This window comes from Klebsiella sp. PK18 (genome assembly GCF_057784655.1).
The window spans coordinates 437,793-461,604 of sequence record NZ_CM173493.1 but is presented as its reverse complement, the minus strand read 5'-3'; the positions used below and the strand labels follow the sequence as shown (position 1 = coordinate 461,604).

General features: G+C 52.3%; 43 protein-coding genes. 6 read left to right on the top strand and 37 right to left on the bottom strand.

Translation table 11 applies throughout. The features are described from left to right. From tsaC to dprA, 4 genes are read right to left on the bottom strand one after another with little or no spacing between them, the layout of a single operon-like run. Entirely contained in the window at positions 1-573 is a 573-nt protein-coding gene (gene tsaC, locus AC3EMD_RS02255; protein ID WP_008807062.1) for an L-threonylcarbamoyladenylate synthase type 1 TsaC, read from the bottom strand. A 4-nt stretch (positions 574-577) separates the two neighbouring features. Next, a complete protein-coding gene (locus AC3EMD_RS02250; protein ID WP_004145330.1) occupies positions 578-1,120 on the bottom strand; it encodes a DNA topoisomerase family protein in 543 nt (180 codons plus the stop codon). A gap of 26 nt (positions 1,121-1,146) precedes the next feature. Then, positions 1,147-1,620 (bottom strand): DUF494 family protein Smg, encoded by a 474-nt coding sequence (gene smg, locus AC3EMD_RS02245; RefSeq protein ID WP_008807060.1) that lies wholly within the window; start codon positions 1,618-1,620, stop codon positions 1,147-1,149. Next, the gene (gene dprA, locus AC3EMD_RS02240; protein ID WP_012967155.1) at positions 1,592-2,716 is read right to left on the bottom strand and encodes a DNA-protecting protein DprA; all 1,125 of its coding nucleotides are present in this window, start codon (positions 2,714-2,716) and stop codon (positions 1,592-1,594) included. Before dprA ends, smg begins: the two co-directional genes overlap by 29 nt. 128 nt (positions 2,717-2,844) lie before the next feature. Here dprA and def point away from each other — a divergent pair, with 128 nt between their 5' ends. The 5 genes from def (at position 2,845) to mscL (ending at position 7,608) form a co-directional block, all read left to right on the top strand. Next, positions 2,845-3,354, top strand: a complete 510-nt coding sequence (gene def, locus AC3EMD_RS02235; RefSeq protein ID WP_008807058.1) for a peptide deformylase — start codon at positions 2,845-2,847, stop codon at positions 3,352-3,354. Between the two features lie 14 nt (positions 3,355-3,368). Continuing rightward, positions 3,369-4,316 (top strand): methionyl-tRNA formyltransferase, encoded by a 948-nt coding sequence (gene fmt, locus AC3EMD_RS02230; RefSeq protein WP_008807057.1) that lies wholly within the window; start codon positions 3,369-3,371, stop codon positions 4,314-4,316. A gap of 52 nt (positions 4,317-4,368) precedes the next feature. Then, positions 4,369-5,664 carry a 16S rRNA (cytosine(967)-C(5))-methyltransferase RsmB gene (gene rsmB, locus AC3EMD_RS02225; protein ID WP_008807056.1) on the top strand — a complete coding sequence of 432 codons (1,296 nt, stop codon included), beginning with the start codon at positions 4,369-4,371 and terminating at the stop codon, positions 5,662-5,664. A 13-nt stretch (positions 5,665-5,677) separates the two neighbouring features. Then, positions 5,678-7,054 (top strand): Trk system potassium transporter TrkA, encoded by a 1,377-nt coding sequence (gene trkA, locus AC3EMD_RS02220; protein ID WP_008807055.1) that lies wholly within the window; start codon positions 5,678-5,680, stop codon positions 7,052-7,054. 140 nt (positions 7,055-7,194) lie between these two features. Further along, positions 7,195-7,608, top strand: coding sequence for a large-conductance mechanosensitive channel protein MscL (gene mscL, locus AC3EMD_RS02215; RefSeq protein WP_004145325.1), 414 nt, complete (start codon positions 7,195-7,197; stop codon positions 7,606-7,608). Here the strand turns inward: mscL and AC3EMD_RS02210 are convergent. From AC3EMD_RS02210 to AC3EMD_RS02055, 32 genes are all read right to left on the bottom strand, one after another. After that, the gene (locus AC3EMD_RS02210) at positions 7,544-7,822 is read right to left on the bottom strand and encodes an alternative ribosome-rescue factor A (protein ID WP_131036038.1); all 279 of its coding nucleotides are present in this window, start codon (positions 7,820-7,822) and stop codon (positions 7,544-7,546) included. The genes mscL and AC3EMD_RS02210 overlap by 65 nt on opposite strands. 57 nt (positions 7,823-7,879) lie before the next feature. Beyond that, positions 7,880-8,305 (bottom strand): Zn(2+)-responsive transcriptional regulator, encoded by a 426-nt coding sequence (gene zntR, locus AC3EMD_RS02205; protein WP_008807053.1) that lies wholly within the window; start codon positions 8,303-8,305, stop codon positions 7,880-7,882. A 2-nt stretch (positions 8,306-8,307) separates the two neighbouring features. Next, on the bottom strand, positions 8,308-8,676 hold the full coding sequence (locus tag AC3EMD_RS02200; protein WP_008807052.1) for a DnaJ family domain-containing protein: 369 nt from the start codon (positions 8,674-8,676) through the stop codon (positions 8,308-8,310). 108 nt (positions 8,677-8,784) lie between these two features. After that, a complete protein-coding gene (gene rplQ, locus AC3EMD_RS02195; protein ID WP_002919206.1) occupies positions 8,785-9,171 on the bottom strand; it encodes a 50S ribosomal protein L17 in 387 nt (128 codons plus the stop codon). Between the two features lie 40 nt (positions 9,172-9,211). Then, positions 9,212-10,201 carry a DNA-directed RNA polymerase subunit alpha gene (locus AC3EMD_RS02190; RefSeq protein ID WP_002919219.1) on the bottom strand — a complete coding sequence of 330 codons (990 nt, stop codon included), beginning with the start codon at positions 10,199-10,201 and terminating at the stop codon, positions 9,212-9,214. Between the two features lie 25 nt (positions 10,202-10,226). After that, complete coding sequence (gene rpsD, locus AC3EMD_RS02185) at positions 10,227-10,847, bottom strand: 30S ribosomal protein S4 (RefSeq protein ID WP_002919224.1); 621 nt, start codon at positions 10,845-10,847, stop codon at positions 10,227-10,229. Between the two features lie 33 nt (positions 10,848-10,880). Then, positions 10,881-11,270: a 30S ribosomal protein S11 gene (gene rpsK / locus AC3EMD_RS02180; RefSeq protein ID WP_004388621.1), complete on the bottom strand. Its 390-nt coding sequence runs from the start codon at positions 11,268-11,270 to the stop codon at positions 10,881-10,883. Positions 11,271-11,286: 16 nt separating this feature from the next. Further along, positions 11,287-11,643, bottom strand: a complete 357-nt coding sequence (gene rpsM / locus AC3EMD_RS02175; RefSeq protein ID WP_002919259.1) for a 30S ribosomal protein S13 — start codon at positions 11,641-11,643, stop codon at positions 11,287-11,289. A 146-nt stretch (positions 11,644-11,789) separates the two neighbouring features. Continuing rightward, positions 11,790-11,906, bottom strand: coding sequence for a 50S ribosomal protein L36 (gene rpmJ / locus AC3EMD_RS02170; RefSeq protein ID WP_000868187.1), 117 nt, complete (start codon positions 11,904-11,906; stop codon positions 11,790-11,792). Positions 11,907-11,939: 33 nt separating this feature from the next. Continuing rightward, positions 11,940-13,271, bottom strand: coding sequence for a preprotein translocase subunit SecY (gene secY, locus AC3EMD_RS02165; protein ID WP_008807050.1), 1,332 nt, complete (start codon positions 13,269-13,271; stop codon positions 11,940-11,942). A gap of 7 nt (positions 13,272-13,278) precedes the next feature. After that, positions 13,279-13,713 (bottom strand): 50S ribosomal protein L15, encoded by a 435-nt coding sequence (gene rplO, locus AC3EMD_RS02160; protein ID WP_002919516.1) that lies wholly within the window; start codon positions 13,711-13,713, stop codon positions 13,279-13,281. A 3-nt stretch (positions 13,714-13,716) separates the two neighbouring features. After that, complete coding sequence (gene rpmD / locus AC3EMD_RS02155) at positions 13,717-13,896, bottom strand: 50S ribosomal protein L30 (protein WP_001140434.1); 180 nt, start codon at positions 13,894-13,896, stop codon at positions 13,717-13,719. A 3-nt stretch (positions 13,897-13,899) separates the two neighbouring features. After that, the gene (gene rpsE / locus AC3EMD_RS02150) at positions 13,900-14,403 is read right to left on the bottom strand and encodes a 30S ribosomal protein S5 (protein ID WP_000940121.1); all 504 of its coding nucleotides are present in this window, start codon (positions 14,401-14,403) and stop codon (positions 13,900-13,902) included. Positions 14,404-14,417: 14 nt separating this feature from the next. Then, a complete protein-coding gene (gene rplR / locus AC3EMD_RS02145; RefSeq protein ID WP_006817270.1) occupies positions 14,418-14,771 on the bottom strand; it encodes a 50S ribosomal protein L18 in 354 nt (117 codons plus the stop codon). A gap of 9 nt (positions 14,772-14,780) precedes the next feature. Continuing rightward, entirely contained in the window at positions 14,781-15,314 is a 534-nt protein-coding gene (gene rplF, locus AC3EMD_RS02140) for a 50S ribosomal protein L6 (protein ID WP_008807049.1), read from the bottom strand. Positions 15,315-15,326: 12 nt separating this feature from the next. Then, the gene (gene rpsH / locus AC3EMD_RS02135; RefSeq protein WP_008807048.1) at positions 15,327-15,719 is read right to left on the bottom strand and encodes a 30S ribosomal protein S8; all 393 of its coding nucleotides are present in this window, start codon (positions 15,717-15,719) and stop codon (positions 15,327-15,329) included. 33 nt (positions 15,720-15,752) lie between these two features. After that, on the bottom strand, positions 15,753-16,058 hold the full coding sequence (gene rpsN, locus AC3EMD_RS02130) for a 30S ribosomal protein S14 (RefSeq protein ID WP_002919667.1): 306 nt from the start codon (positions 16,056-16,058) through the stop codon (positions 15,753-15,755). Positions 16,059-16,072: 14 nt separating this feature from the next. Next, positions 16,073-16,612, bottom strand: coding sequence for a 50S ribosomal protein L5 (gene rplE / locus AC3EMD_RS02125; protein ID WP_003031123.1), 540 nt, complete (start codon positions 16,610-16,612; stop codon positions 16,073-16,075). Between the two features lie 14 nt (positions 16,613-16,626). Then, positions 16,627-16,941 (bottom strand): 50S ribosomal protein L24, encoded by a 315-nt coding sequence (gene rplX, locus AC3EMD_RS02120; RefSeq protein WP_003031122.1) that lies wholly within the window; start codon positions 16,939-16,941, stop codon positions 16,627-16,629. Between the two features lie 10 nt (positions 16,942-16,951). Continuing rightward, positions 16,952-17,323, bottom strand: a complete 372-nt coding sequence (rplN, locus tag AC3EMD_RS02115; RefSeq protein WP_002919748.1) for a 50S ribosomal protein L14 — start codon at positions 17,321-17,323, stop codon at positions 16,952-16,954. Positions 17,324-17,488: 165 nt separating this feature from the next. After that, the gene (gene rpsQ, locus AC3EMD_RS02110; RefSeq protein ID WP_004106347.1) at positions 17,489-17,743 is read right to left on the bottom strand and encodes a 30S ribosomal protein S17; all 255 of its coding nucleotides are present in this window, start codon (positions 17,741-17,743) and stop codon (positions 17,489-17,491) included. After that, positions 17,743-17,934: a 50S ribosomal protein L29 gene (gene rpmC / locus AC3EMD_RS02105; protein ID WP_002919754.1), complete on the bottom strand. Its 192-nt coding sequence runs from the start codon at positions 17,932-17,934 to the stop codon at positions 17,743-17,745. Before rpmC ends, rpsQ begins: the two co-directional genes overlap by 1 nt. After that, positions 17,934-18,344, bottom strand: coding sequence for a 50S ribosomal protein L16 (gene rplP / locus AC3EMD_RS02100; protein ID WP_002919759.1), 411 nt, complete (start codon positions 18,342-18,344; stop codon positions 17,934-17,936). The genes rpmC and rplP overlap by 1 nt, the downstream gene beginning before the upstream one ends. 12 nt (positions 18,345-18,356) lie before the next feature. Then, complete coding sequence (gene rpsC, locus AC3EMD_RS02095; protein ID WP_002919766.1) at positions 18,357-19,055, bottom strand: 30S ribosomal protein S3; 699 nt, start codon at positions 19,053-19,055, stop codon at positions 18,357-18,359. A gap of 17 nt (positions 19,056-19,072) precedes the next feature. Then, positions 19,073-19,405: a 50S ribosomal protein L22 gene (gene rplV / locus AC3EMD_RS02090; protein ID WP_002919773.1), complete on the bottom strand. Its 333-nt coding sequence runs from the start codon at positions 19,403-19,405 to the stop codon at positions 19,073-19,075. A 14-nt stretch (positions 19,406-19,419) separates the two neighbouring features. Then, positions 19,420-19,698: a 30S ribosomal protein S19 gene (rpsS, locus tag AC3EMD_RS02085; protein WP_001138115.1), complete on the bottom strand. Its 279-nt coding sequence runs from the start codon at positions 19,696-19,698 to the stop codon at positions 19,420-19,422. A gap of 16 nt (positions 19,699-19,714) precedes the next feature. Next, positions 19,715-20,536 carry a 50S ribosomal protein L2 gene (rplB, locus tag AC3EMD_RS02080; RefSeq protein WP_002919786.1) on the bottom strand — a complete coding sequence of 274 codons (822 nt, stop codon included), beginning with the start codon at positions 20,534-20,536 and terminating at the stop codon, positions 19,715-19,717. 17 nt (positions 20,537-20,553) lie between these two features. Continuing rightward, positions 20,554-20,856 (bottom strand): 50S ribosomal protein L23, encoded by a 303-nt coding sequence (rplW, locus tag AC3EMD_RS02075; RefSeq protein ID WP_000617546.1) that lies wholly within the window; start codon positions 20,854-20,856, stop codon positions 20,554-20,556. Continuing rightward, a complete protein-coding gene (rplD, locus tag AC3EMD_RS02070) occupies positions 20,853-21,458 on the bottom strand; it encodes a 50S ribosomal protein L4 (protein ID WP_002919794.1) in 606 nt (201 codons plus the stop codon). The genes rplW and rplD overlap by 4 nt, the downstream gene beginning before the upstream one ends. 10 nt (positions 21,459-21,468) lie before the next feature. Then, on the bottom strand, positions 21,469-22,098 hold the full coding sequence (gene rplC, locus AC3EMD_RS02065; protein ID WP_002919796.1) for a 50S ribosomal protein L3: 630 nt from the start codon (positions 22,096-22,098) through the stop codon (positions 21,469-21,471). A 32-nt stretch (positions 22,099-22,130) separates the two neighbouring features. Next, the gene (gene rpsJ, locus AC3EMD_RS02060) at positions 22,131-22,442 is read right to left on the bottom strand and encodes a 30S ribosomal protein S10 (protein WP_001181005.1); all 312 of its coding nucleotides are present in this window, start codon (positions 22,440-22,442) and stop codon (positions 22,131-22,133) included. Between the two features lie 209 nt (positions 22,443-22,651). Then, positions 22,652-22,810 carry a hypothetical protein gene (locus AC3EMD_RS02055; protein WP_153242722.1) on the bottom strand — a complete coding sequence of 53 codons (159 nt, stop codon included), beginning with the start codon at positions 22,808-22,810 and terminating at the stop codon, positions 22,652-22,654. A 13-nt stretch (positions 22,811-22,823) separates the two neighbouring features. Between AC3EMD_RS02055 and AC3EMD_RS02050 the strand changes: the two genes are divergently transcribed. Next, the gene (locus AC3EMD_RS02050) at positions 22,824-23,309 is read left to right on the top strand and encodes a prepilin peptidase (protein ID WP_087499161.1); all 486 of its coding nucleotides are present in this window, start codon (positions 22,824-22,826) and stop codon (positions 23,307-23,309) included. Here AC3EMD_RS02050 and bfr read toward each other — a convergent pair. Next, a complete protein-coding gene (bfr, locus tag AC3EMD_RS02045) occupies positions 23,293-23,769 on the bottom strand; it encodes a bacterioferritin (RefSeq protein ID WP_004206792.1) in 477 nt (158 codons plus the stop codon). The two genes, AC3EMD_RS02050 and bfr, sit on opposite strands and share 17 nt — an antisense overlap. Positions 23,770-23,812: the final 43 nt, after the last annotated feature.

Genomic DNA, 23,812 nt, shown 5'->3' with positions numbered 1-23,812 from the left:
TCACCCCTGGCGGAACAGTTTACCCGTCAGGGCATCACGGATTTCAGATGGATTTTGCCGTCCACCTGTGGCGCCATCCACAACCGGGAAGCTGTCACCAAACTGAGCATGAACCTCTGCGGTGGTACGACACGGTGGTTGCCCGGTGAGATTGGCGCTCGTCGAGACCAGCGGTTTTCCGTAAGCTTCGCACAATTCAATCACCAGCGGATGGTTGGTCACGCGTACGGCCAGCGAATCAAAACGCCCCGTCAGCCAGCGCGGCGTTTCAGGACGCGCCGGGAATACAAACGTCACCGGTCCCGGCCAGCAGGAAAAGATAGCGTCCCGCTGCGAGTCACTTAACCGTGAATCATCAACATAAGGCTTCAACTGCTCAAAGCTGGCGGCGATAAGGATCAATCCCTTGTCAACAGGACGCTGCTTCAGCTCCAGCAGACGCATGACGGCCGTTTCGCTGTCTGGATCGCAGCCAACGCCAAAAACGGCTTCTGTGGGGTAGGCGATGACATGTTCATTTTTCAGTACCGCCACGGCATGGGCGACGGTTTCTGAGGGCAGGTTATTGTTCACTGATTTATTCCGCCGGGATCGGCTTTCCACATTGTTTACTGGCACAGAAGCGTCTGAGCCCCTGCGCCGTCTTCTTTTCAATTAACAGCGGGTAATGGCATTCAGGGCATTCGCCCGCTACCGGTTTAAAATTGATAACGAACTGGCAATCAGGGTAGCGATCGCAGGAATGAAAGGTTTTACCGAAACGAGAGCGACGCTGGACCAGATGCCCCTGTCCGCATTGCGGACAGGCGATAGCGGTCTCATCGGGTTTATCAATCAGCTCGGTATGCTCGCATTCGGGATAGCGACTGCAGCCGATAAACATACCAAAGCGCCCCTGGCGTAACACCATGACAGCGCCGCAAGATGGGCACTCCTGTCCCTCCAGCACCTTAACGATATGACCGTCCGCCTGACTTTTCAGGGGACGGATATAGTCACAGTCCGGATAATGCGAACAGCCGAGAAACGGGCCATGTTTCCCGGAACGGATCACCAGTTCAGCCCCGCACTGCGGGCAGGGCTCATTTTTACGCACCGAAAACAGTGCTGATTTGGTCATAACAACTCAATGTTGCTGCAAAAAGATTAATGCAGCATACCTTCATTTACTTCGAAGAGTAATTCTTCCATTTGCTGATAGGCGTTTTCACAGCCCGGAATGTTGAACAGTACCATCAGAATGACCCATTTCAGGTCTTCCAGTTCAAATTCTGCTGTATCCAGCGCCAGGACGCGCTCTATCACCATTTCTCGCGTTTCGAGGTTCAACACCTGAATCTGCTCGAGGAAGAGTAAAAATCCCCGGCAACTGGCATCCAGACGCTGGCACTCCTCTTCGGTATACACCCGAAGCGACAGCGGGTCGGAAGCGAGCTGCATGGGTTCAACGAGACCTTCCTGATAATCAGCCAGTTTCTCGAGCCACATTAACGCGTTATAGATATCTTCCCGCTCAAAACCCGCATCGGTAAGATCCCGCGTCAGTTTGTCCTGATCCACGCGCATTTCTGCTTCGTTATGGATGTAAGTTTCAAACAAATACATGAGTACGTCGAACATGGCTTGCCCTCCTTAATCGGACATAGCCGCCGGGTACAGCTGCGATCCAGCCTGCTAACTCCAGTTCAAGTAGCTGAGCTACGGTTACTGGCACAGATTGGCCGGCACGTTCAGCGACAACGTCAACAGGTGTTACCTCATCTCCTACGTTAGCCAGGAGCTCCGGAAATGGCAATGCTACAGACGGCTGATCGGCGCAATTATTTATCGAATCAGACGTATCAGTAAGCCAGGCCAGCTCGTTTTGCCAGTACTCCACGATATCCTCTGGCGAGGTCACCGGTACCGCGCCTTGCTTGATTAACCAGTGCGGACCTTCAGATCCCGGATTACCAATCGGGCCAGGCAGGGCGAACACATCTCTTCCCTGCTCCAGGGCGCAACGGACGGTGACCAGCGATCCGCTTCGCAACGCCGCCTCAATCACCAGCACGCCCAAACTTAAGCCGCTGATAATACGGTTACGTCGGGGAAAATGAGCGGGAAGCGGCGGCGTAATGAGTGGAAATTCAGAGACCAGCGTACCGCCATTGTCGATGATCTGTTGGGCGAGGTTTGCATGGCGCCGCGGATAAACCTGTTCCAGCCCGTTGCCCAGCACCGCGATGGTTTTCCCCTCCGCGGCCAACGCGCCGCGGTGCGCAACGCCATCAATGCCTAACGCCAGCCCACTGGTGATGGTGATCCCTCTACGCGCCAGCGTTTCGCTGAACAGTTTTCCCCAGCGGGCGCCATACCAGGAGTGCAAACGGCTGCCAATAACGGCAAGCTGCGCGCTGTGAAGCAGGGCGGGGTCGCCACTGACCAGCAACGCGCCGGGGTAATCAGCGATAGCCCTTAGCCGCAACGGATAGCGCGGATCGTCAGCCCGTAACAGATGATGATCCGGGTGTTCCAGCCAGCGCTGCGTCTCGTCAAGCTCCCGCTCGTCAAACCGTAAAAATGGCTTCACCTGCGCCGCGGTCATCCCAACGGCATGTAGCGCTTCACTATCCACGAAAGCGGCTGCGCATAACCGCTGCGCAATATCCAGCATCCTGTCGCCATACAAATTATTGACCTTCATCAGCCGCAGCCAAATCTCGTCGGGCGTCATCCTTACCCCCTGCCATAAGCGGCATTGACAATCTTTGCGATTGGACAGTGAGACTGTCAATTGCAGGGGGTTTTGTCTAGAATAGAGCTAATAATCTTATCAACTCCTGAATACGACTCTGGAACTTTATGGCAGTTTTGCAAGTGTTACATATTCCGGACGAGCGCCTTCGCAAAGTCGCCGAGCCGGTCAAAGAAGTGAATGCGGAAATTCAGCGTATCGTCGATGATATGTTCGACACCATGTACGCCGAGGAAGGCATCGGTCTGGCCGCAACCCAGGTCGATATCCATCAGCGCATCATCGTGATCGATGTGTCGGAAAATCGTGAAGAGCGGCTGGTGTTAATCAACCCGGAGCTGCTGGAAAAAGACGGCGAAACCGGTATTGAAGAAGGCTGCTTGTCCATTCCGGAACAGCGTGCTCTGGTACCCCGTGCGGAAAAAGTGAAGATCCGTGCGCTGGATCGCGACGGTAAGCCGTTTGAGCTGGAGGCCGATGGCCTGCTGGCGATCTGTATCCAGCATGAAATGGATCACCTGGTTGGCAAACTGTTTATTGACTATCTGTCACCGCTCAAACAACAGCGCATTCGTCAGAAGGTTGAGAAACTGGATCGTTTACGTTCCCGTGCCTGATAACAAGGAATACCGTGTCACATTCACTACGTATCATTTTCGCCGGCACCCCCGATTTTGCAGCGCGTCATCTTGACGCGTTGTTGTCGTCTGAACATCAGATCGTTGGCGTGTTTACTCAGCCAGACCGTCCCGCGGGACGCGGCAAAAAATTGATGCCGAGCCCGGTAAAAGTGCTGGCTGAAGCCCATGACGTCCCCGTATTCCAGCCATCGTCTCTTCGTCCGCAGGAGAACCAACAGCTCGTCGCCGATTTAGGCGCCGATATCATGGTGGTGGTGGCTTATGGTCTGATCCTGCCAAAAGCGGTGCTTGAGATGCCGCGTCTGGGCTGCATCAACGTTCATGGCTCCCTGCTGCCGCGCTGGCGTGGCGCCGCGCCGATCCAGCGTTCGCTGTGGGCGGGCGATAGCGAAACCGGCGTGACCATCATGCAGATGGACGTCGGCCTTGATACGGGTGACATGCTGTATAAGCTTTCCTGCCCCATTACCGCTGAGGATACCAGCGGCAGCCTGTACGATAAGCTGGCCGGCCTCGGCCCACAGGGGCTGCTGACAACCTTAGCGCAACTGGCAAACGGAACGGCACAGCCTGAAGTCCAGGACGAGTCACTCGTCAGTTATGCCGAGAAGCTGAGTAAAGAAGAGGCCCGCATCGACTGGTCGCTTTCCGCTGCACAGCTGGAACGTTGCATCCGGGCATTTAATCCTTGGCCAATGAGCTGGCTGGAGATTGACGGGCAGCCAGTCAAAGTCTGGCGGGCATCGGTTATTGCCGAAGCCACGCACGCCGAGCCGGGAACAATAGTGGCAGCAACCAAACAGGGTATTCAGGTCGCCACGGGTGATGGGATCCTCAGTCTGGAATCGCTACAGCCAGCGGGTAAAAAAGCGATGAGCTCGCAGGACTTACTCAATTCCCGCCGGGAGTGGTTCATCCCTGGTACCCGTCTCGCCTGACGGTTGCCTCTTTAAAAGCCCGGATTAGCCGGGCATTTTTATTTTTGCGCTTATGAAAAACAAAATAAACTTACGCAGTCTGGCCGCCCAGGCTATCGAGCAAGTGGTAGAACAAGGTCAGTCTTTGAGCAACGTTCTGCCCCCTCTGCAGCAGAAAGTCAGCGATAAAGACAAAGCGCTGTTGCAGGAGCTGTGCTTTGGCGTATTGCGTACGCTCAGTCAGCTTGAGTGGCTTATCAACAAGCTGATGGCGCGTCCGATGACCGGCAAACAGCGCACCGTGCATTTTCTAATCATGGTTGGGCTTTATCAGTTGCTCTATACCCGTATTCCTCCGCATGCCGCACTGGCGGAAACGGTAGAAGGCGCGGTGGCCATTAAACGCCCGCAGCTTAAAGGGCTGATCAACGGCGTGCTACGCCAGTTCCAGCGCCAGCAGGAAGCGTTATTAGTCGAATTTGCTGAGCATGAAAACCGCTATCTTCATCCCAAATGGCTGCTGAAACGCCTGCAGCAGGCCTGGCCGCAGCAGTGGCAGGAGATCGTCGATGCGAACAACCAGCGCCCGCCGATGTGGCTGCGCGTTAACCGCAACCATCATTCCCGGGATGAATGGCTTGCTCTGCTTAAAGAGGCCGGCTTAGAGGGCTTCACCCACCCTGACTATCCCGACGCCGTGCGTCTGGCCACCCCTGCCCCAGTCCATGCGTTGCCAGGTTTTGCCGAAGGCTGGGTCACCGTCCAGGATGCCTCGGCCCAGGGCTGTATGCGCTACCTGCTGCCGGAAAATGGCGAACGCATTCTCGATCTTTGCGCCGCACCGGGCGGCAAGACGACGCATATTCTGGAGGTTGCCCCGCAGGCTCAGGTCATGGCGGTGGATATTGATGAACAGCGTCTGTCACGCGTCTATGACAACCTGAAACGGCTGGGCATGAAAGCCGAAGTCAAACAGGGCGATGGTCGCTTCCCTGAGCAGTGGTGTGGCAACGAACAGTTCGACCGTATTCTGCTGGATGCCCCCTGCTCCGCCACCGGCGTCATTCGCCGCCATCCGGATATCAAATGGCTGCGCCGGGATCGGGATATCGCCGAGTTAGCCCAGCTGCAGGCCGAGATCCTGAATGCCACCTGGGAGCACCTGAAACCAGGCGGTACGCTGGTTTACGCTACCTGTTCTATTCTGCCGGAAGAGAATAGTCAGCAAATTTCCGCCTTCCTCGCACGAACCCCGGATGCTGAACTTCATGCAACCGGTACGCCGGCGAGCCCCGGGCAGCAAAATCTGCCGGGCCCGGAAGAAGGTGATGGCTTCTTTTACGCTAAGCTAATCAAACGTCGGAATTAATGGGTCACTGCAGATGAAGATTATTATTCTGGGCGCCGGCCAGGTCGGCGGCACGCTGGCGGAAAACCTTGTCGGCGAGAACAATGATATTACGCTGGTTGATACCAATGGCGACCGTCTTCGCAGCCTGCAGGATAAGTTCGACCTGCGTGTCGTCCAGGGGCATGGCTCTCACCCTCGCGTACTGCGCGAGGCGGGGGCCGATGATGCCGATATGCTGGTAGCGGTCACCAGTTCGGATGAAACCAATATGGTGGCCTGTCAGGTCGCCTACTCATTATTCAATACCCCAAACCGTATTGCGCGTATTCGTGCGCCTGATTACGTTCGTGATGCGGATAAGCTCTTCAATTCTGAAGCGGTGCCCATCGATCACTTAATCGCCCCGGAACAGCTGGTCATCGACAATATTCACCGCCTGATCGAATATCCTGGCGCGCTGCAGGTCGTGAACTTCGCCGAAGGGAAAGTCAGCCTCGCCGTAGTAAAAGCCTATTACGGTGGTCCGCTGGTAGGGAATGCGTTGTCCACCATGCGGGAGCATATGCCGCATATCGATACGCGTGTGGCCGCTATTTTCCGCCACGATCGTCCTATTCGCCCACAGGGTTCGACGATTGTGGAAGCCGGCGATGAAGTATTCTTTATTGCCGCCTCGCAGCATATTCGCGCGGTCATGAGCGAACTGCAGCGACTGGAAAAGCCGTATAAGCGTATTATGCTGGTCGGCGGGGGCAATATTGGCGCGGGTCTGGCCCATAAGCTGGAAAAAGATTACAGCGTCAAGCTTATCGAACGTAATCAGCAGCGAGCCGCTGAGCTTGCGGAAAAGCTGCAGCATACAATCGTCTTCTACGGTGATGCATCGGACCAGGAGCTGCTGGCTGAAGAGCATATTGACCAGGTGGACCTGTTTATTGCCGTCACTAACGACGATGAAGCAAACATTATGTCGGCGATGCTGGCGAAGCGAATGGGCGCGAAAAAAGTGATGGTGCTGATCCAGCGCAGAGCCTACGTGGATCTGGTCCAGGGCAGTGTCATTGATATCGCGATATCACCTCAACAGGCCACAATTTCCGCACTCCTCAGCCATGTTCGTAAAGCCGATATTGTCGGCGTCTCCTCCCTGCGCCGCGGTGTTGCCGAAGCGATTGAGGCCGTGGCGCACGGTGATGAGAGCACCTCCCGGGTGGTCGGGCGTTCGATCGATGAGATCAAGCTGCCGCCAGGTACGATCATCGGCGCCGTTGTGCGGGGCAACGACGTAATGATCGCGAATAATAATCTGCGGATCGAGCAGGGCGATCATGTGATCATGTTTTTGACCGATAAGAAGTTTATTTCCGATGTAGAAAGGCTGTTCCAGCCAAGTCCTTTCTTCCTGTAATTCCCAGGGCGCCGAACAGGCGCCTTTTTATTATCCCTTATTATTCAAAGGTTAATATTTTGCGGTAACTATCTACTGGGAATGGCAAATGAAAATACATTTGTTAAACTTACAACGTCAGCTGGCACAAGGAGAATAAAATGAGTTTTTTAAAAGAGTTTCGCGAATTCGCGATGCGCGGGAACGTTGTCGATTTGGCAGTGGGTGTGATCATCGGTGCAGCATTCGGTAAAATTGTTTCATCGCTGGTCGCAGATATTATTATGCCACCACTCGGCCTGTTGATTGGCGGGATCGATTTTAAACAGTTTGCCGTCACGCTACGTGATGCCCAGGGCGATGTCCCGGCTGTCGTGATGCATTATGGGGTATTCATTCAGAACGTTTTCGATTTCATCATCGTCGCGTTTGCCATCTTCATGGCGATTAAACTGATGAATAAGTTAAATCGTAAGAAAGAAGAGGCTCCGGCGGCGCCGCCAGCTCCTTCTAAAGAAGAAGTCCTGCTGAGCGAAATTCGCGATCTGCTGAAAGAGCAAAACAACCGTTCTTAATCAGCACCGAAAGCAGAAGGCCAGTGGCAAAAAAGCGATTCGCTTGCTTGCCACTGGCCTCCCGGTCAATCCTTCCTGCATGTTTATCTTTACGTTGATAGCTTCCTTTCCCTTTCTTGTTTTTCTCTACACGCTGCCTGAATAACGGATCGTGGAGAAGTGCCTCAATGGCGTTATCTTTAATTTGCCCTTTAGTATGCTGATAGCGACTCATATAAACTCCAGTGCATGTGTGAATTCCGCGCGAGTGTAGATCCGCGCGATGAAAAAATCAACGTCCCGTACCGCCATTGCTGGCGCCTTGTTCAAGGGCCTCAAGGATCGAACAATAAACACTACTGTGCGCAGTCCCACAGCAGGCATCATTAAGCCGCTGCAGAGAGCGACGCATCGTCTGCAACTCTTTGATCCGCGCCTCGACTTCGCTTAATCGCGCCTGAACGATCCCTTTCGATTCCTGGCAGGTATGGTGCTCCGGATCGATACGGATCGACAATAATTCGCGGATCGCTTCCAGAGTGAAGCCCAGCTGACGGGCATAGCGAATAAAGCGTAGCCGCTGAAGATCGTTATCCGAGTAAAGACGAAATCCTCCCTCGGTGCGCACGTCATGATCCATCATTTGCTGTTTCTCATAATAACGGATGGTATCTGGCGTGACGTCAGCCAGCTTAGCCAGCTCACCAATACGATACATATTTACTCCTGGTTCATTCTTTGTAGCAAAGCCTCGGCATACTCACCGCGTAAAAAGTCGGTACTCAGACCAGCCTGACGAAGCTTCAGTTCGAGCAAGGCAAGCCGTTTGCTCAGTTCAGCATGACGAGGATCGTCCTGGCGGACGCCCTTCAGTAAATCAGCCAGTGCCACCGCTTCTCTTCGCTGCTCCAGCTCCGGGGGAAGGCATCCAGCATTCTTCAGAAGGCGATAACCTGCCCGCAGCTCCGCCGGCACATGCGAATCGTCATCGAGAGTCAGCGGTTCGCCGCTGCCGGGTAAGTTATCGAACTCACCTTTAGTTTGGGCATCGAGGATATGGCGTTCCGCCCACTGATCCAGTAACCACATTCTACGGCTCCGGGGGATGAACAAAAAGAGTACAGATAGTGTAGTGAAGTGGGGATGCGGTAGATATAAAAAAACCCGCCGGGGCGGGTTTTTTTACGTTACTACAGATTACTCTGCAGCAGCTTCTGCTTTCGGCTCAGCACGATCAACCAGCTCGATGTATGCCATCGGCGCGTTGTCGCCTGCACGGAAGCCACACTTCAGAATGCGAGTGTAACCACCGGCGCGGCTCGCGAAACGCGGGCCCAGCTCGTTAAACAGTTTTGCCACGATCTCGTTATCACGAGTGCGGGCGAATGCCAGACGACGATTAGCAACGCTATCAGTCTTGGCAAGAGTAATCAGCGGCTCAACTACGCGACGCAGTTCTTTCGCTTTCGGCAGGGTCGTCTTGATGATTTCATGACGAACCAGCGAACCTGCCATGTTACGGAACATAGCCTGGCGATGGCTGCTGTTGCGGTTCAGTTGACGACCACTCTTACGATGGCGCATGACCTTATCCTTCTCAGTAAAACCTTAACCTGTGATCCGGTTACTCGTCAGCAATGCTTGCTGGTGGCCAGTTTTCCAGGCGCATGCCCAGAGACAGTCCACGGGAAGCCAGCACGTCTTTAATCTCAGTAAGAGATTTTTTACCCAGGTTCGGCGTTTTCAGCAACTCAACCTCGGTACGCTGTACCAGATCACCGATATAGTGGATAGCTTCTGCCTTGAGGCAGTTAGCAGAGCGGACAGTCAATTCCAGATCGTCAACAGGGCGCAGCAGGATCGGATCGAACTCTGGTTTCTCTTCTTTCACTTCTGGCTGACGTACATCACGTAAGTCAACAAAAGCTTCCAGTTGTTCAGCCAGAATGGTTGCCGCACGACGAATCGCCTCTTCAGGATCGATTGTGCCGTTGGTTTCCATTTCGATGACCAGCTTGTCCAGGTCGGTACGCTGTTCTACACGCGCAGCTTCAACATTGTAGGCAATACGCTCTACAGGGCTGTAGCAGGCGTCGACCAGCAGACGGCCGATTGGGCGCTCATCTTCTTCCGAATGAATTCGGGCAGAAGCCGGCACATAACCGCGACCGCGCTGAACTTTGATACGCATGCTAATAGCAGCGTTCTCATCAGTCAGGTGGCAAATCACGTGCTGCGGCTTGACGATTTCGACATCACCGTCGTGGGTAATGTCGGCTGCAGTCACAGGGCCAATGCCAGATTTATTCAAAGTAAGGATGACTTCATCTTTACCCTGAACTCTCACCGCCAGCCCTTTCAGGTTGAGCAGGATTTCAAGGATGTCTTCCTGAACGCCTTCTTTGGTGCTGTACTCGTGCAGTACACCATCAATCTCAACCTCGGTCACCGCGCAACCCGGCATCGATGAGAGCAGAATACGGCGCAGTGCGTTACCCAGAGTATGGCCGAAGCCACGCTCTAAAGGCTCAAGGGTCACCTTGGCGTGCGTCGAACTCACTTGCTCGATATCGACCAGGCGCGGTTTTAGAAACTCTGTCACAGAACCCTGCATTGTGTCCTCTCTTTGGTACTAAGCTTTACTTGGAGTAAAGCTCGACGATCAGGTGTTCGTTAATGTCCGCAGACAGATCAGAACGCTCCGGCTGACGCTTGAACGTACCTTCCATCTTGCCAGCATCAACTTCCAGCCAGGTTGGCTTTTCACGCTGCTCAGCCAGCTCCAGAGCGGCTTTCACGCGAGATTGCTTTTTCGCTTTCTCACGAATGCTGACAACGTCATTCGCTTTAACCTGATAAGAAGCGATGTTAACAACACGACCGTTTACCATAATCGCTTTGTGGCTAACCAGCTGGCGTGCTTCAGCACGAGTGGCGCCGAAGCCCATACGGTATACAACGTTGTCCAGACGACCTTCCAGCAGAGCCAACAGGTTTTCACCGGTGTTGCCTTTCAGACGTGCTGCTTCTTTATAGTAGTTACGGAACTGACGCTCCAGCACACCGTACATACGGCGAACTTTTTGCTTTTCACGCAACTGCACACCATAGTCAGACAGACGCGGTTTACGCGCACCGTGCTGGCCAGGAGCTTGTTCAATTTTACACTTGGTATCGATCGCGCGAACGCCAGACTTAAGGAATAAGTCGGTGCCCTCACGACGGCTCAGCTTGAGCTTAGGACCCAAATATCTTGCCATTTTCTTTCTCCAACTAACCTGGAAAACGTAGCGTTATACGCGACGTTTTTTCGGCGGACGACAACCGTTATGAGGGATCGGAGTCACATCAGTAATATTAGTGATGCGGAAACCAGCGGCGTTCAGTGCACGAATGGTAGATTCGCGACCCGGACCCGGACCTTTGACCATAACTTCCAGATTCTTGATGCCGTATTCTTTTACGGCTTCTGCGCAACGCTCTGCTGCAACCTGAGCTGCAAACGGAGTGGATTTGCGAGAACCACGGAAACCGGAACCACCGGCTGTTGCCCAACCCAGTGCGTTACCCTGACGATCAGTGATAGTAACGATGGTGTTGTTAAAAGAAGCATGGATATGAGCCACGCCATCAGAGACTTGTTTTCTTACACGCTTACGTGCACGAACTGGTGCCTTTGCCATTATTCAATCACCCCGATTATTTCTTGATCGGTTTACGCGGACCCTTACGGGTACGTGCGTTGGTCTTGGTACGCTGACCGCGAACCGGAAGACCACGACGATGGCGTAAACCACGGTAGCAACCAAGGTCCATCAGACGCTTGATGCTCAGGGTGATTTCACGGCGCAGATCACCTTCAACGACAAATTTACCTACTGCTTCACGCAGAATATCAATTTGTTCTTCAGACAGCTCACTGATCTTAACATTTTCAGCGATGCCCGTTTCAGCGCAGATAGCTTTAGAACGGGTTTTGCCGATACCGAAAATAGCGGTTAAAGCGATTACGGTATGTTTGTGATCAGGAATGTTAATGCCTGCTATACGGGCCACTATGCACTCCTACTATTTAATATGTACGTACCATGCTGAAAAGCCCGTTTTCAGGATACTCAAATGGAAACGTACAGACATACAAAAGATTGGCTGGCTAATCTAGCCAGCTCAATCCAACTTTGCAAGAAAAATATGCGAATAAATCAGCCTTGGCGCTGTTTATGCTTCGGCTCGGCACTGCAAATCACACGGATGACGCCATCACGCTTAACGATTTTGCAGTTACGGCATAATTTCTTGACGGAAGCACGAACTTTCATTTTTACTCTCCGTAACTTCTCGGGCGACCAGTTTTAACGGCCGTAGCCTTTCAGGTTCGCCTTCTTCAATGCAGACTCATACTGACTGGACATCATCAGAGTTTGCACTTGAGCCATAAAGTCCATAATCACGACAACAACGATAAGCAGCGATGTCCCACCGAAGTAGAACGGCACTTTCATCGCGTCACGCATGAACTCCGGGATCAGGCAGATAAAAGTAATATACAACGCACCAACCAGAGTCAGGCGAGTCATCACTTTATCGATATACTTCGCCGTTTGCTCTCCCGGACGAATTCCTGGTACAAATGCACCGGACTTCTTCAGGTTATCTGCTGTTTCACGCGGGTTGAAAACCAACGCCGTGTAGAAGAAACAGAAGAAGATGATTGCAGACGCATAGAGTAACACATAAAGCGGTTGCCCAGGCTGCAAATACAGCGAAATTGTTGTCAGCCAGTTCCAACCAGTACCACCCCCGAACCATGACGTGATGGTTGCCGGGAACAGTATAATACTGGAAGCGAAGATTGCCGGGATTACCCCCGCCATATTCACTTTCAGCGGTAAATGTGTGCTCTGTGCAGCATAGACACGACGACCCTGCTGCCGTTTCGCGTAGTTTACCACAATGCGGCGTTGACCACGTTCAACGAATACAACAAAGAAGGTCACTGCAAATACTAATACTGCAACCAACAGCAACAGGAGGAAGTGCAGGTCGCCTTGACGCGCTTGCTCGATAGTATGGGCGATGGCCGGCGGGAGTCCCGCAACGATCCCGGCGAAGATCAGGATCGAGATACCGTTACCGATACCGCGTTCAGTGATCTGTTCGCCGAGCCACATCAGGAACATAGTCCCTGTGACCAGACTTACAACAGCGGTGAAATAGAACGCAAAGCCTGGATTAATCACCAGGCCCTGCATACCAGGCATATTCGGCAGACCGGTAGCAATACCGATCGACTGGAATATCGCCAGCACCAGAGTACCGTAGCGGGTGTACTGGCTGATCTTACGACGACCAGACTCCCCTTCTTTCTTCAGCTCTGCCAGCGGTTGGTAAACCACCGTCAGCAGCTGCACGATGATAGATGCCGAGATATACGGCATAATCCCCAGTGCAAAGATAGAAGCACGGCTGAGAGCACCACCAGAGAACATGTTGAACATTTCAATGATGGTGCCTCGCTGTTGCTCAAGCAGTTTGGCAAGTACAGCGGCATCAATACCAGGGATCGGAATAAAAGAGCCAATACGGAACACTATCAGCGCACCGACCACAAACAGAAGTCTGCGTTTCAGTTCGCCAAGGCCACCTTTGGCACTTTGAAAATCTAATCCCGGTTGTTTAGCCATCTGCTACTTATTCCTCAATTTTACCGCCAGCAGCTTCGATAGCAGCACGAGCACCTTTAGTCACACGCAGGCCACGAACAGTTACCGGACGAGTTACCTCACCAGACAGGATCACTTTCGCGAACTCGATCTGGACACCGATAATGTTTGCCGCTTTCAGCGCGTTCAGGTCTACTACATCGCCTTCTACGTGAGCCAGATCGGAGAGACGGATCTCTGCGGTGATCATCGCTTTACGAGAAGTGAAGCCGAATTTCGGCAGACGACGGTACAGAGGCATCTGACCACCCTCGAAACCGCGACGTACGCCACCGCCAGAACGAGACTTCTGACCTTTGTGACCACGACCACCGGTTTTACCGAGGCCAGAACCGATACCACGACCCAGGCGTTTACCCGCCTTTTTGGAGCCTTCGGCCGGAGACAGAGTATTTAAACGCATCTCTTACTCCTCAACTTTAACCATGAAGGAAACCGCGTTGACCATACCACGAACAGCAGGAGTATCCTCGCGCTCTACGGTGTGACCAATACGACGCAGACCCAGGCCAAGCAGTGTTGCCTTGTGTTTCGGCAGACGACCGATTGCACTGCGGGTTTGAGTAATTTTAATAGTCTTTGCCATGGTTTATTTCCCCAGAATTTCTTCAACGGATTTACCACGCTTGGCAGCGACCATTTCTGGAGAATTCATATTTTCCAGGCCATCAATAGTTGCACGAACCACGTTGATCGGGTTGGTGGAACCGTATGCTTTAGCCAGAACGTTATGAACCCCAGCAACTTCCAGAACGGCGCGCATTGCACCACCGGCGATGATACCGGTACCTTCGGAAGCTGGCTGCATGAATACACGAGAACCCGTGTGAACACCTTTAACCGGGTGTTGCAGGGTGCCGTTGTTCAGCGCGACGTTAATCATGTTGCGACGGGCTTTTTCCATCGCTTTCTGGATCGCTGCTGGAACTTCACGCGCTTTACCGTAACCAAAACCAACGCGACCGTTACCATCACCAACTACAGTCAGAGCTGTGAAGGAGAAAATACGACCACCTTTAACGGTTTTAGATACGCGGTTTACCGCGATCAGCTTTTCCTGCAGTTCGCCAGCTTGTTTTTCGATGTGAGCCATCTTACACCTCTACCTTAGAACTGAAGGCCAGCTTCACGGGCAGCATCTGCCAGTGCCTGGACACGACCATGATATTGGAACCCGGAACGGTCAAAGGAAACATCTTTGATGCCTTTTTCCAGAGCGCGTTCAGCAACAGCTTTACCCACAGCTGCAGCCGCGTCTTTGTTACCGGTGTACTTCAGTTGTTCAGAGATAGCTTTTTCTACAGTAGAAGCAGCTACCAGAACTTCAGAACCATTCGGAGCAATTACCTGTGCGTAAATATGACGCGGGGTACGATGTACCACCAGGCGAGTTGCACCCAGCTCCTGGAGCTTGCGGCGTGCGCGGGTCGCACGACGGATACGAGCAGATTTCTTATCCATAGTGTTACCTTACTTCTTCTTAGCCTCTTTGGTACGCACGACTTCGTCGGCGTAACGAACACCCTTGCCTTTATAAGGCTCAGGACGACGGTAGGCGCGCAGATCTGCTGCAACCTGGCCGATCACCTGCTTATCAGCGCCTTTCAGCACGATTTCAGTTTGAGTCGGACATTCTGCAGTGATACCGGCCGGCAGCTTATGTTCAACAGGATGAGAGAAACCTAAAGCCAGGTTTACTACATCCCCTTTAACCGCTGCACGATAGCCTACACCAACCAGCTGAAGCTTTTTAGTGAAGCCTTCGGTAACACCGATAACCATTGAGTTCAGCAGGGCACGCGCGGTACCAGCCTGAGCCCATCCGTCTACGTAACCATCACGCGGACCGAAGGTCAGAGCATTATCTGCATGTTTAACTTCAACAGCATCGTTGAGAGTACGAGTCAGCTCGCCATTTTTACCTTTGATCGTAATAACCTGACCGTTGACTTTAACATCAACGCCGGCAGGAACAACGACCGGTGCTTTAGCAACACGAGACATTTTTTCCTCCGATTAGGCTACGTAGCAGATAATTTCGCCACCAAGACCAGCCTGGCGCGCTGCACGATCAGTCATAACACCTTTAGAGGTAGAAACAACTGCGATACCCAGACCCGCCATAACTTTCGGCAGCTCATCTTTACGTTTGTAGATGCGCAGACCTGGGCGGCTGACACGCTGAATGCTTTCTACAACAGCTTTACCCTGGAAATACTTAAGAGTCAGTTCCAGTTCCGGCTTGATGTCGCCTTCAACTTTAAAATCTTCAATAAAGCCTTCTTCCTTCAGCACGTTGGCAATTGCCACTTTCAGCTTGGAGGAAGGCATGGTGACCGCAGCTTTATTCGCGGCCTGACCGTTACGGATACGGGTCAGCATATCCGCGATCGGATCTTGCATGCTCATCTGTCTTTACTCCCGTGATTCAATTGGTGACAATTACCAGCTAGCCTTTTTCAGACCCGGGATTTCACCGCGCATAGCGGCTTCACGGACCTTAATACGGCTCAACCCGAACTTCCGCAGGAAACCATGCGGACGACCTGTTTGACGGCAGCGATTACGCTGACGAGACGGGCTGGAATCACGCGGCAGAGTCTGCAGCTTGAGAACAGCGTTCCAACGATCTTCGTCGGTTGCGTTCACATCAGAGATGATAGCTTTCAGTTCAGCGCGTTTAGCGAAGAATTTATCAGCTAAAGCCACGCGCTTTACTTCGCGTGCTTTCATTGATTGCTTAGCCATTAAGTAACCCTACCTTACTTGCGGAACGGGAAGTCAAAGGCAGCCAGCAGAGCGCGGCCTTCTTCATCAGATTTCGCAGTAGTGGTAATGGTAATATCCAAACCACGAACGCGGTCGACTTTATCGTAGTCGATTTCTGGGAAGATGATCTGCTCACGGACACCCATGCTGTAGTTACCACGGCCGTCGAAAGACTTAGCGGACAAGCCACGGAAGTCACGGATACGCGGTACAGCAATAGTGATCAGGCGCTCAAAGAACTCCCACATGCGCTCGCCGCGCAGAGTTACTTTACAGCCGATCGGATAGCCCTGACGGATTTTGAAGCCTGCAACTGATTTGCGTGCTTTGGTGATCAGCGGTTTTTGACCGGAGATTGCTGTCAGGTCAGCTGCTGCGTTATCCAGCAGTTTCTTGTCAGCGATCGCTTCACCAACACCCATGTTCAGGGTGATCTTCTCGACCCGAGGGACTTGCATGACAGAATTGTAGTTAAACTCAGTCATGAGTTTAGCGACTACTTCGTCTTTGTAGTAATCATGCAGTTTCGCCATCGTACTACTCCAAATTACTTGATAGTTTCGCTGTTAGACTTGAAGAAACGGACTTTTTTGCCGTCTTCGAATCTAAAGCCTACACGGTCAGCCTTGCCGGTTGCCGCGTTGAAGATAGCAAGGTTAGAGATCTGAATAGCTGCTTCTTTCTCTACGATGCCGCCTGGTTGGTTCAGGGCCGGAACCGGCTTCTGATGTTTCTTAACCAGGTTGATACCTTCAACAATGACCTTGCCGGAAGACAGGACATTTTTTACTTTACCGCGTTTACCTTTATCTTTACCGGTTAACACGATAACTTCGTCATCACGACGGATTTTAGCTGCCATGATTCGCTCCTTAGAGTACTTCTGGTGCCAGAGAGATAATTTTCATGAACTTCTCGGTACGAAGTTCACGAGTTACCGGCCCAAAAATACGCGTACCGATAGGCTGCTCGCTGTTATTGTTCAGAATAACGCATGCATTACCATCGAAGCGAATGACAGAACCGTCCGGGCGACGAACACCCTTCTTGGTGCGCACCACTACCGCCTTCAGCACATCACCTTTTTTGACCTTACCACGCGGAATTGCTTCCTTGATGGTGATCTTGATGATGTCGCCTACGCCTGCGTAGCGACGGTGCGAGCCACCCAGAACCTTGATACACATTACGCGACGTGCACCGGAGTTGTCGGCGACGTTCAGCATAGTCTGTTCTTGGATCATTTTAGTGCTCCGCTAATGTCAACTACTACTGAGACCCGAAAATTAGGGTCGTTAAAAAGCCCCATATCGAGGGCGCGGCATTATAACACCACAAACCAGATATGGGTAGAAAAAATAAACGGCTCATCGCTGAGCCGTTTATCCGTATCGAGAATGCGTACTCTATTACAGAACCGCTTTCTCTACAACGCGAACCAGCGTCCAGGACTTAGTCTTGGACAGCGGACGGCATTCGCGGATTTCAACCACGTCACCGATACCGCATTCGTTGTTCTCGTCATGTACGTGCAGTTTGGTCGTACGTTTGATGAATTTGCCGTATACCGGGTGTTTCACCATACGTTCGATAGCAACAACAATGGATTTCTCCATTTTGTCGCTAACTACGCGACCTTGCAGAGTACGGATTTTATCGGTCATTACGCACCCGCCTTCTGAGTCAGTAAAGTCTTAACGCGTGCAACATCACGACGCACTTGCTTCAGCAGATGAGTCTGTTGCAGCTGGCCACTTGCAGCCTGCATACGCAGGTTGAACTGCTCACGCAGCAGGTTCAGCAGCTCAGCGTTCAGCTCTTCAACGCTTTTTTCACGCAGCTCTTTTGCTTTCATTACATCACCGTCTTAGTTACAAAGGTGGTTTTGATCGGCAGTTTCGCTGCTGCCAGGCCGAATGCTTCACGGGCCAGCTCTTCCGGTACACCGTCCATTTCATACAGGACTTTACCCGGCTGAATCAAGGCAACCCAGTACTCCACGTTACCTTTACCTTTACCCATACGAACTTCCAGCGGCTTCTCGGTGATCGGTTTGTCCGGGAATACACGGATCCAGATCTTACCTTGACGCTTAACTGCACGGGTCATAGCACGACGTGCTGCTTCGATCTGACGGGCAGTCAGACGACCACGGCCAACAGCTTTCAGACCGAAAGTGCCGAAGCTAACATCCGTACCCTGCGCCAGACCACGGTTGCGGCCTTTGTGCACTTTACGGAATTTTGTACGCTTTGGTTGTAACATCAGCGACGCTCCTTATTTACGGCCTTTACGCTGCTGCTTTTTAGGTTGAGCAGCCGGTTCCGGTTGTTCAACAGCAGCCATACCACCCAGGATCTCACCTTTGAAGATCCATACCTTAACGCCGATTACACCGTAAGTGGTGTGCGCTTCAGAGGTGTTGTAGTCGATGTCAGCACGCAGAGTGTGCAGCGGTACGCGACCTTCACGGTACCATTCGGTACGTGCGATTTCCGCGCCGCCCAGACGGCCGCTAACTTCAACTTTGATACCTTTAGCGCCCAGACGCATTGCGTTCTGTACAGCACGCTTCATCGCACGACGGAACATAACGCGACGTTCCAGCTGAGAAGTGATGCTGTCAGCAACCAATTTAGCGTCCAGTTCAGGCTTACGAACTTCGGCAATATTGATCTGTGCAGGTACGCCAGCGATATCCGCTACGACCTTGCGCAGTTTTTCTACGTCTTCGCCTTTCTTACCGATAACGATACCCGGGCGAGCAGTGTGAATGGTCACACGGATGCTCTTAGCCGGACGCTCGATAACGATGCGAGATACAGACGCTTTAGCCAGTTCTTTTGTCAGGAACTGACGTACTTTAAAATCGCTGTCCAGGTTGTCAGCGAATTCTTTGGTGTTCGCGAACCAGGTAGAGTTCCATGGTTTGACAATACCCAGGCGAATACCATTAGGATGTACTTTCTGACCCATTGCTAGTCTCCAGAGTCTCAGCGATCGGACACAACCACAGTGATGTGGCTGGTGCGCTTCAGGATGCGATCTGCACGACCTTTAGCACGCGGCATAATGCGCTTCATGCTCGGGCCTTCGTCTACGAAAATTTTCGCAACTTTCAGATCATCAATGTCAGCGCCATCGTTGTGTTCAGCGTTAGCAATGGCAGATTCCAGTACCTTCTTGACCAGTACAGCAGCTTTTTTGTTGGTGTAGGTCAGAATATCCAGGGCCTGCGACACTTTCTTACCGCGAATCAGGTCAGCTACGAGGCGAACCTTCTGAGCAGAAGAACGAGCATGGCGATGTTGAGCTAAAGTTTCCATCTCTTCCTCCTACCTTATTTCTTCTTCGCTTTTTTATCAGCAGCGTGGCCGCGATAAGTACGAGTCGGTGCGAATTCACCCAGTTTGTGACCAACCATTTCGTCGGAAACAAAGACTGGAACGTGCTGACGACCATTATGGACAGCGATGGTCAAACCGATCATGTTAGGAAAGATCGTTGAACGACGGGACCAAGTGCGCAGGGGCTTCTTGTCTCCGCTTTCCACCGCTTTCTCTACCTTCTTCAGCAAGTGCAGGTCAATAAAAGGACCTTTCTTGAGAGAACGTGGCATGGCTTATCCTCTAAAATTATTTGCTACGGCGACGTACGATGAATTTATCAGTACGCTTGTTGCTGCGGGTCTTCTTACCTTTGGTCTGCAGGCCCCACGGGGATACCGGGTGCTTACCAAAGTTACGACCTTCACCACCACCATGTGGGTGGTCTACTGGGTTCATCGCAGTACCGCGAACGGTAGGACGAACACCACGCCAGCGTGCAGCACCTGCTTTACCCAGAACGCGCAGCATATGCTCAGCATTGCCAACTTCGCCCAGAGTAGCGCGGCAGTCTGCTTCGACTTTACGCATTTCACCAGAACGCAGACGCAGGGTGACATAAGCACCATCACGAGCAACGATCTGAACGTAAGTACCAGCGGAACGTGCCAGCTGACCGCCTTTACCTGGTTTCATTTCTACGTTATGAACGGTAGAACCAACCGGGATATTGCGCATCGGCAGGGTGTTGCCTGCTTTGATTGCAGCATCAACGCCAGACTGAATCTGGTCACCAGCTTTCAGGCCTTTCGGGGCCAGGATGTAACGGCGCTCGCCGTCTTTGTACAGAACCAGCGCGATGTTCGCGGAGCGGTTCGGATCGTACTCAAGACGTTCAACAACTGCCGGGATACCATCTTTGTTGCGTTTGAAGTCAACAATACGGTAAGCCTGCTTGTGGCCACCACCGATATGACGGGTGGTGATACGGCCATTGTTGTTACGACCACCGGATTTGCTGTTTTTTTCCAGCAACGGAGCAAAAGGTTTGCCCTTGTGCAGCTCTGGGTTAACCACTTTAACGACGTGGCGACGACCCGGAGATGTCGGTTTACATTTAACAACTGCCATTGTATTACTCCTCCGACTTACTCAGCGCCGCCAACGAAGTCCAGATTCTGGCCTTCCTTCAGGGTGACGTAAGCTTTTTTCCAGTCGCTACGACGACCGATACGCTGTCCGTGACGTTTAACTTTCCCTTTAACTACCAGGGTGTTAACGACTTCGACTTCGACTTCAAACAGTTTCTGCACAGCAGCTTTGATTTCTGCTTTGGTCGCGTCTTTAGCAACTTTGAGAACGATGGTGTTTGTTTTTTCCATCGCAGTAGACGCTTTTTCAGAAACGTGCGGTGCGCGCAGCACCTTCAGCAGACGTTCTTCACGAATCATGCCAGCATCTCCTCAACTTGCTTAACAGCATCAGCAGTCATTACGACTTTGTCGAAGGCGATCAGGCTAACCGGGTCGATACCGTTCGCATCACGTACGTCAACCTTGTGCAGGTTACGTGCGGCCAGGAACAGGTTCTCGTCCAGCTCACCGGTGATGATCAGCACATCTTCCAGAGCCATGTCTTTCAGTTTCTGTGCCAGCAGCTTAGTTTTCGGCGCTTCAACAGAGAACTTCTCGACAACGATCAGACGATCCTGACGTACCAGTTCGGACAGAATGCTTTTCAGCGCGCCGCGGTACATCTTCTTGTTAACTTTTTGACTGTGGTCCTGCGGACGAGCAGCGAAGGTCACGCCACCGGAACGCCAGATCGGGCTCTTGATAGAACCAGAACGCGCACGGCCGGTACCTTTCTGGCGCCACGGTTTTTTACCGGAGCCAGTGATTTCAGCACGAGTCTTCTGAGCACGAGTGCCCTGACGCGCACCAGCTGCATAAGCAACAACAACCTGGTGAACCAGCGCTTCGTTGAAATCACGACCGAAGGTAGTTTCGGAAACAGTCAGCGCGCTCTGCGCGTCTTTCAATACTAATTCCATTGCTATCTCCTCACGCCTTCACAGCTGGTTTAACGATCAGGTCGCTACCGGTAGCACCCGGGACAGCACCTTTAACCAGCAGCAGGTTGCGCTCAGCGTCAACACGTACTACGTCCAGGCTCTGAACGGTTACACGCTCATTACCCAGCTGACCTGCCATTTTCTTGCCTTTGAACACTTTGCCCGGAGTCTGGTTCTGACCGATAGAACCCGGAACGCGGTGAGACAAGGAGTTACCGTGAGTAGCGTCCTGGGTACGGAAGTTCCAGCGCTTAACGGTACCAGCAAAACCTTTACCTTTAGAGGTACCGGTTACGTCAACTTTTTTAACGTCAGCAAACAGTTCAACGCTAATGTTCTGACCTACGGTGAATTCTTCGCCGTCAGCAAGACGGAATTCCCACAGACCACGGCCAGCTTCAACGCCAGCTTTAGCGAAGTGACCCGCTTCCGGCTTGGTTACACGGTTAGCTTTTTTAGCACCGGTGGTAACCTGGATTGCGCGGTAGCCATCGTTAGCCAGGTCTTTAACCTGAGTAACGCGGTTTGCTTCAACTTCGATTACGGTTACTGGGATAGATACGCCATCTTCAGTGAAGATGCGGGTCATGCCCACTTTTTTACCGACTAAACCAATCATTGTTTCAACCTCTCAATCGCTCGATGACCTGATTAACCCAGGCTGATCTGCACGTCTACACCGGCAGCCAGATCCAGACGCATCAGAGCATCAACGGTTTTTTCAGTTGGCTCAACGATGTCAACCAGACGCTTGTGAGTGCGAATCTCGTACTGATCACGCGCGTCTTTGTTGACGTGCGGGGAGATCAGAACGGTAAAGCGCTCTTTGCGGGTCGGCAGCGGGATCGGACCACGGACTTGCGCACCAGTGCGCTTAGCAGTCTCGACGATTTCCGCGGTTGATTGATCGATCAGACGATGATCAAACGCTTTAAGGCGGATACGGATTCTTTGGTTCTGCATGAGACCAGAGCTCCAATTATTTTATAGACGAAATGATTACTCCTCATACCCATTACGATTGATGGGAGAGTGTAACCGTTCTTACATAGTCCCCCGATTGGGAACATTGTTTGATAGCAAAAAGCACTATCAGGGTTCATATCGAACCGGCTGTCAACTTTGACAGGCCCGCGCATTATACGCAAATTCTGGCACGACGCAAGCGCTGTTTAGAAAATCATCACCGGGATTTGCGCGTCTTCGCGATAGTGCGCTGTGCAAGCGCCGTAACGCTGCCAATAAATCCGCAAAGCGCCATCCACTCTCGAAAATTGCATTTTGCCCTGCGCCGAGCCGATAAGCATAGTGAGGCCATGTTCATTGCTCATCACGGGGTAACCTATGCTCGCCGCCCTCCCCTTCTTACTGTTCTATAGCGGATTGACGCTAGCATTATGTCAGCAGGACCTGCGTTACGGCTTGCTGCCAGACCGTTTCACCTGTCCCCTGCTATGGAGCGGCTTGCTTTTTTATCTCTGTCTGGCGCCGCATCAGCTCAACGAGGCTGTCTGGGGAGCACTAGCCGGCTATCTCTCGTTTGCCGCCCTTTATTGGCTATACCGCAGGGTCCGTGGGCATGAAGGATTAGGCTATGGCGATATAAAATATCTCGCCGCCCTTGGGGCCTGGCATGGCTGGCGAATGCTGCCGCAGCTGGTGCTGGTAGCGTCATTGCTCGCTGCCATGACGTGGGTGATATTGGGACTGTCCGCCAGGTGCGGCGGCAACAGAAAATGGGAAAAGAATAACCCGCTGCCATTTGGGCCATTTCTGGCGGCAGCAGGTTTCTGGTGCGGGTGGCAAACGCTGGCTAATCTGACACTTTGATCTGCGACTGCAGGTAATTTTGCAGGCCAATTTTGCCAATGAGATCGAGTTCGGTTTCCAGCCAGTCGATATGGCCTTCTTCATCCGCCAGGATCTCAATCATCATATCGCGGCTGACATAGTCATGTACGCTGTCGGCATAGGCGATCGCTTCACGCAGGTTTTGCGCGCCTTCCAGCTCCAGGCGTAAATCTGACTGCAGCATCTCTTCCACATCTTCACCGATGCCAAGTTTGCCGAGATCCTGCAGATTAGGAATGCCTTCGAGGAAAAGAATACGCTCGATGTACTTATCGGCGTGCTTCATTTCATCAATTGATTCGTGGTACTCAATATCGTTGAGGCGCATCAGACCCCAGTTTTTGAACATTCTCGCATGGAGAAAGTACTGATTGATTGCGACCAGCTCATTTCCCAATAATTTATTGAGATAACTTATGATTTTGACATCACCTTTCATTATATAGTCCCTCCGCTTCCACTTATTGAAGCGTAGTCCGGCC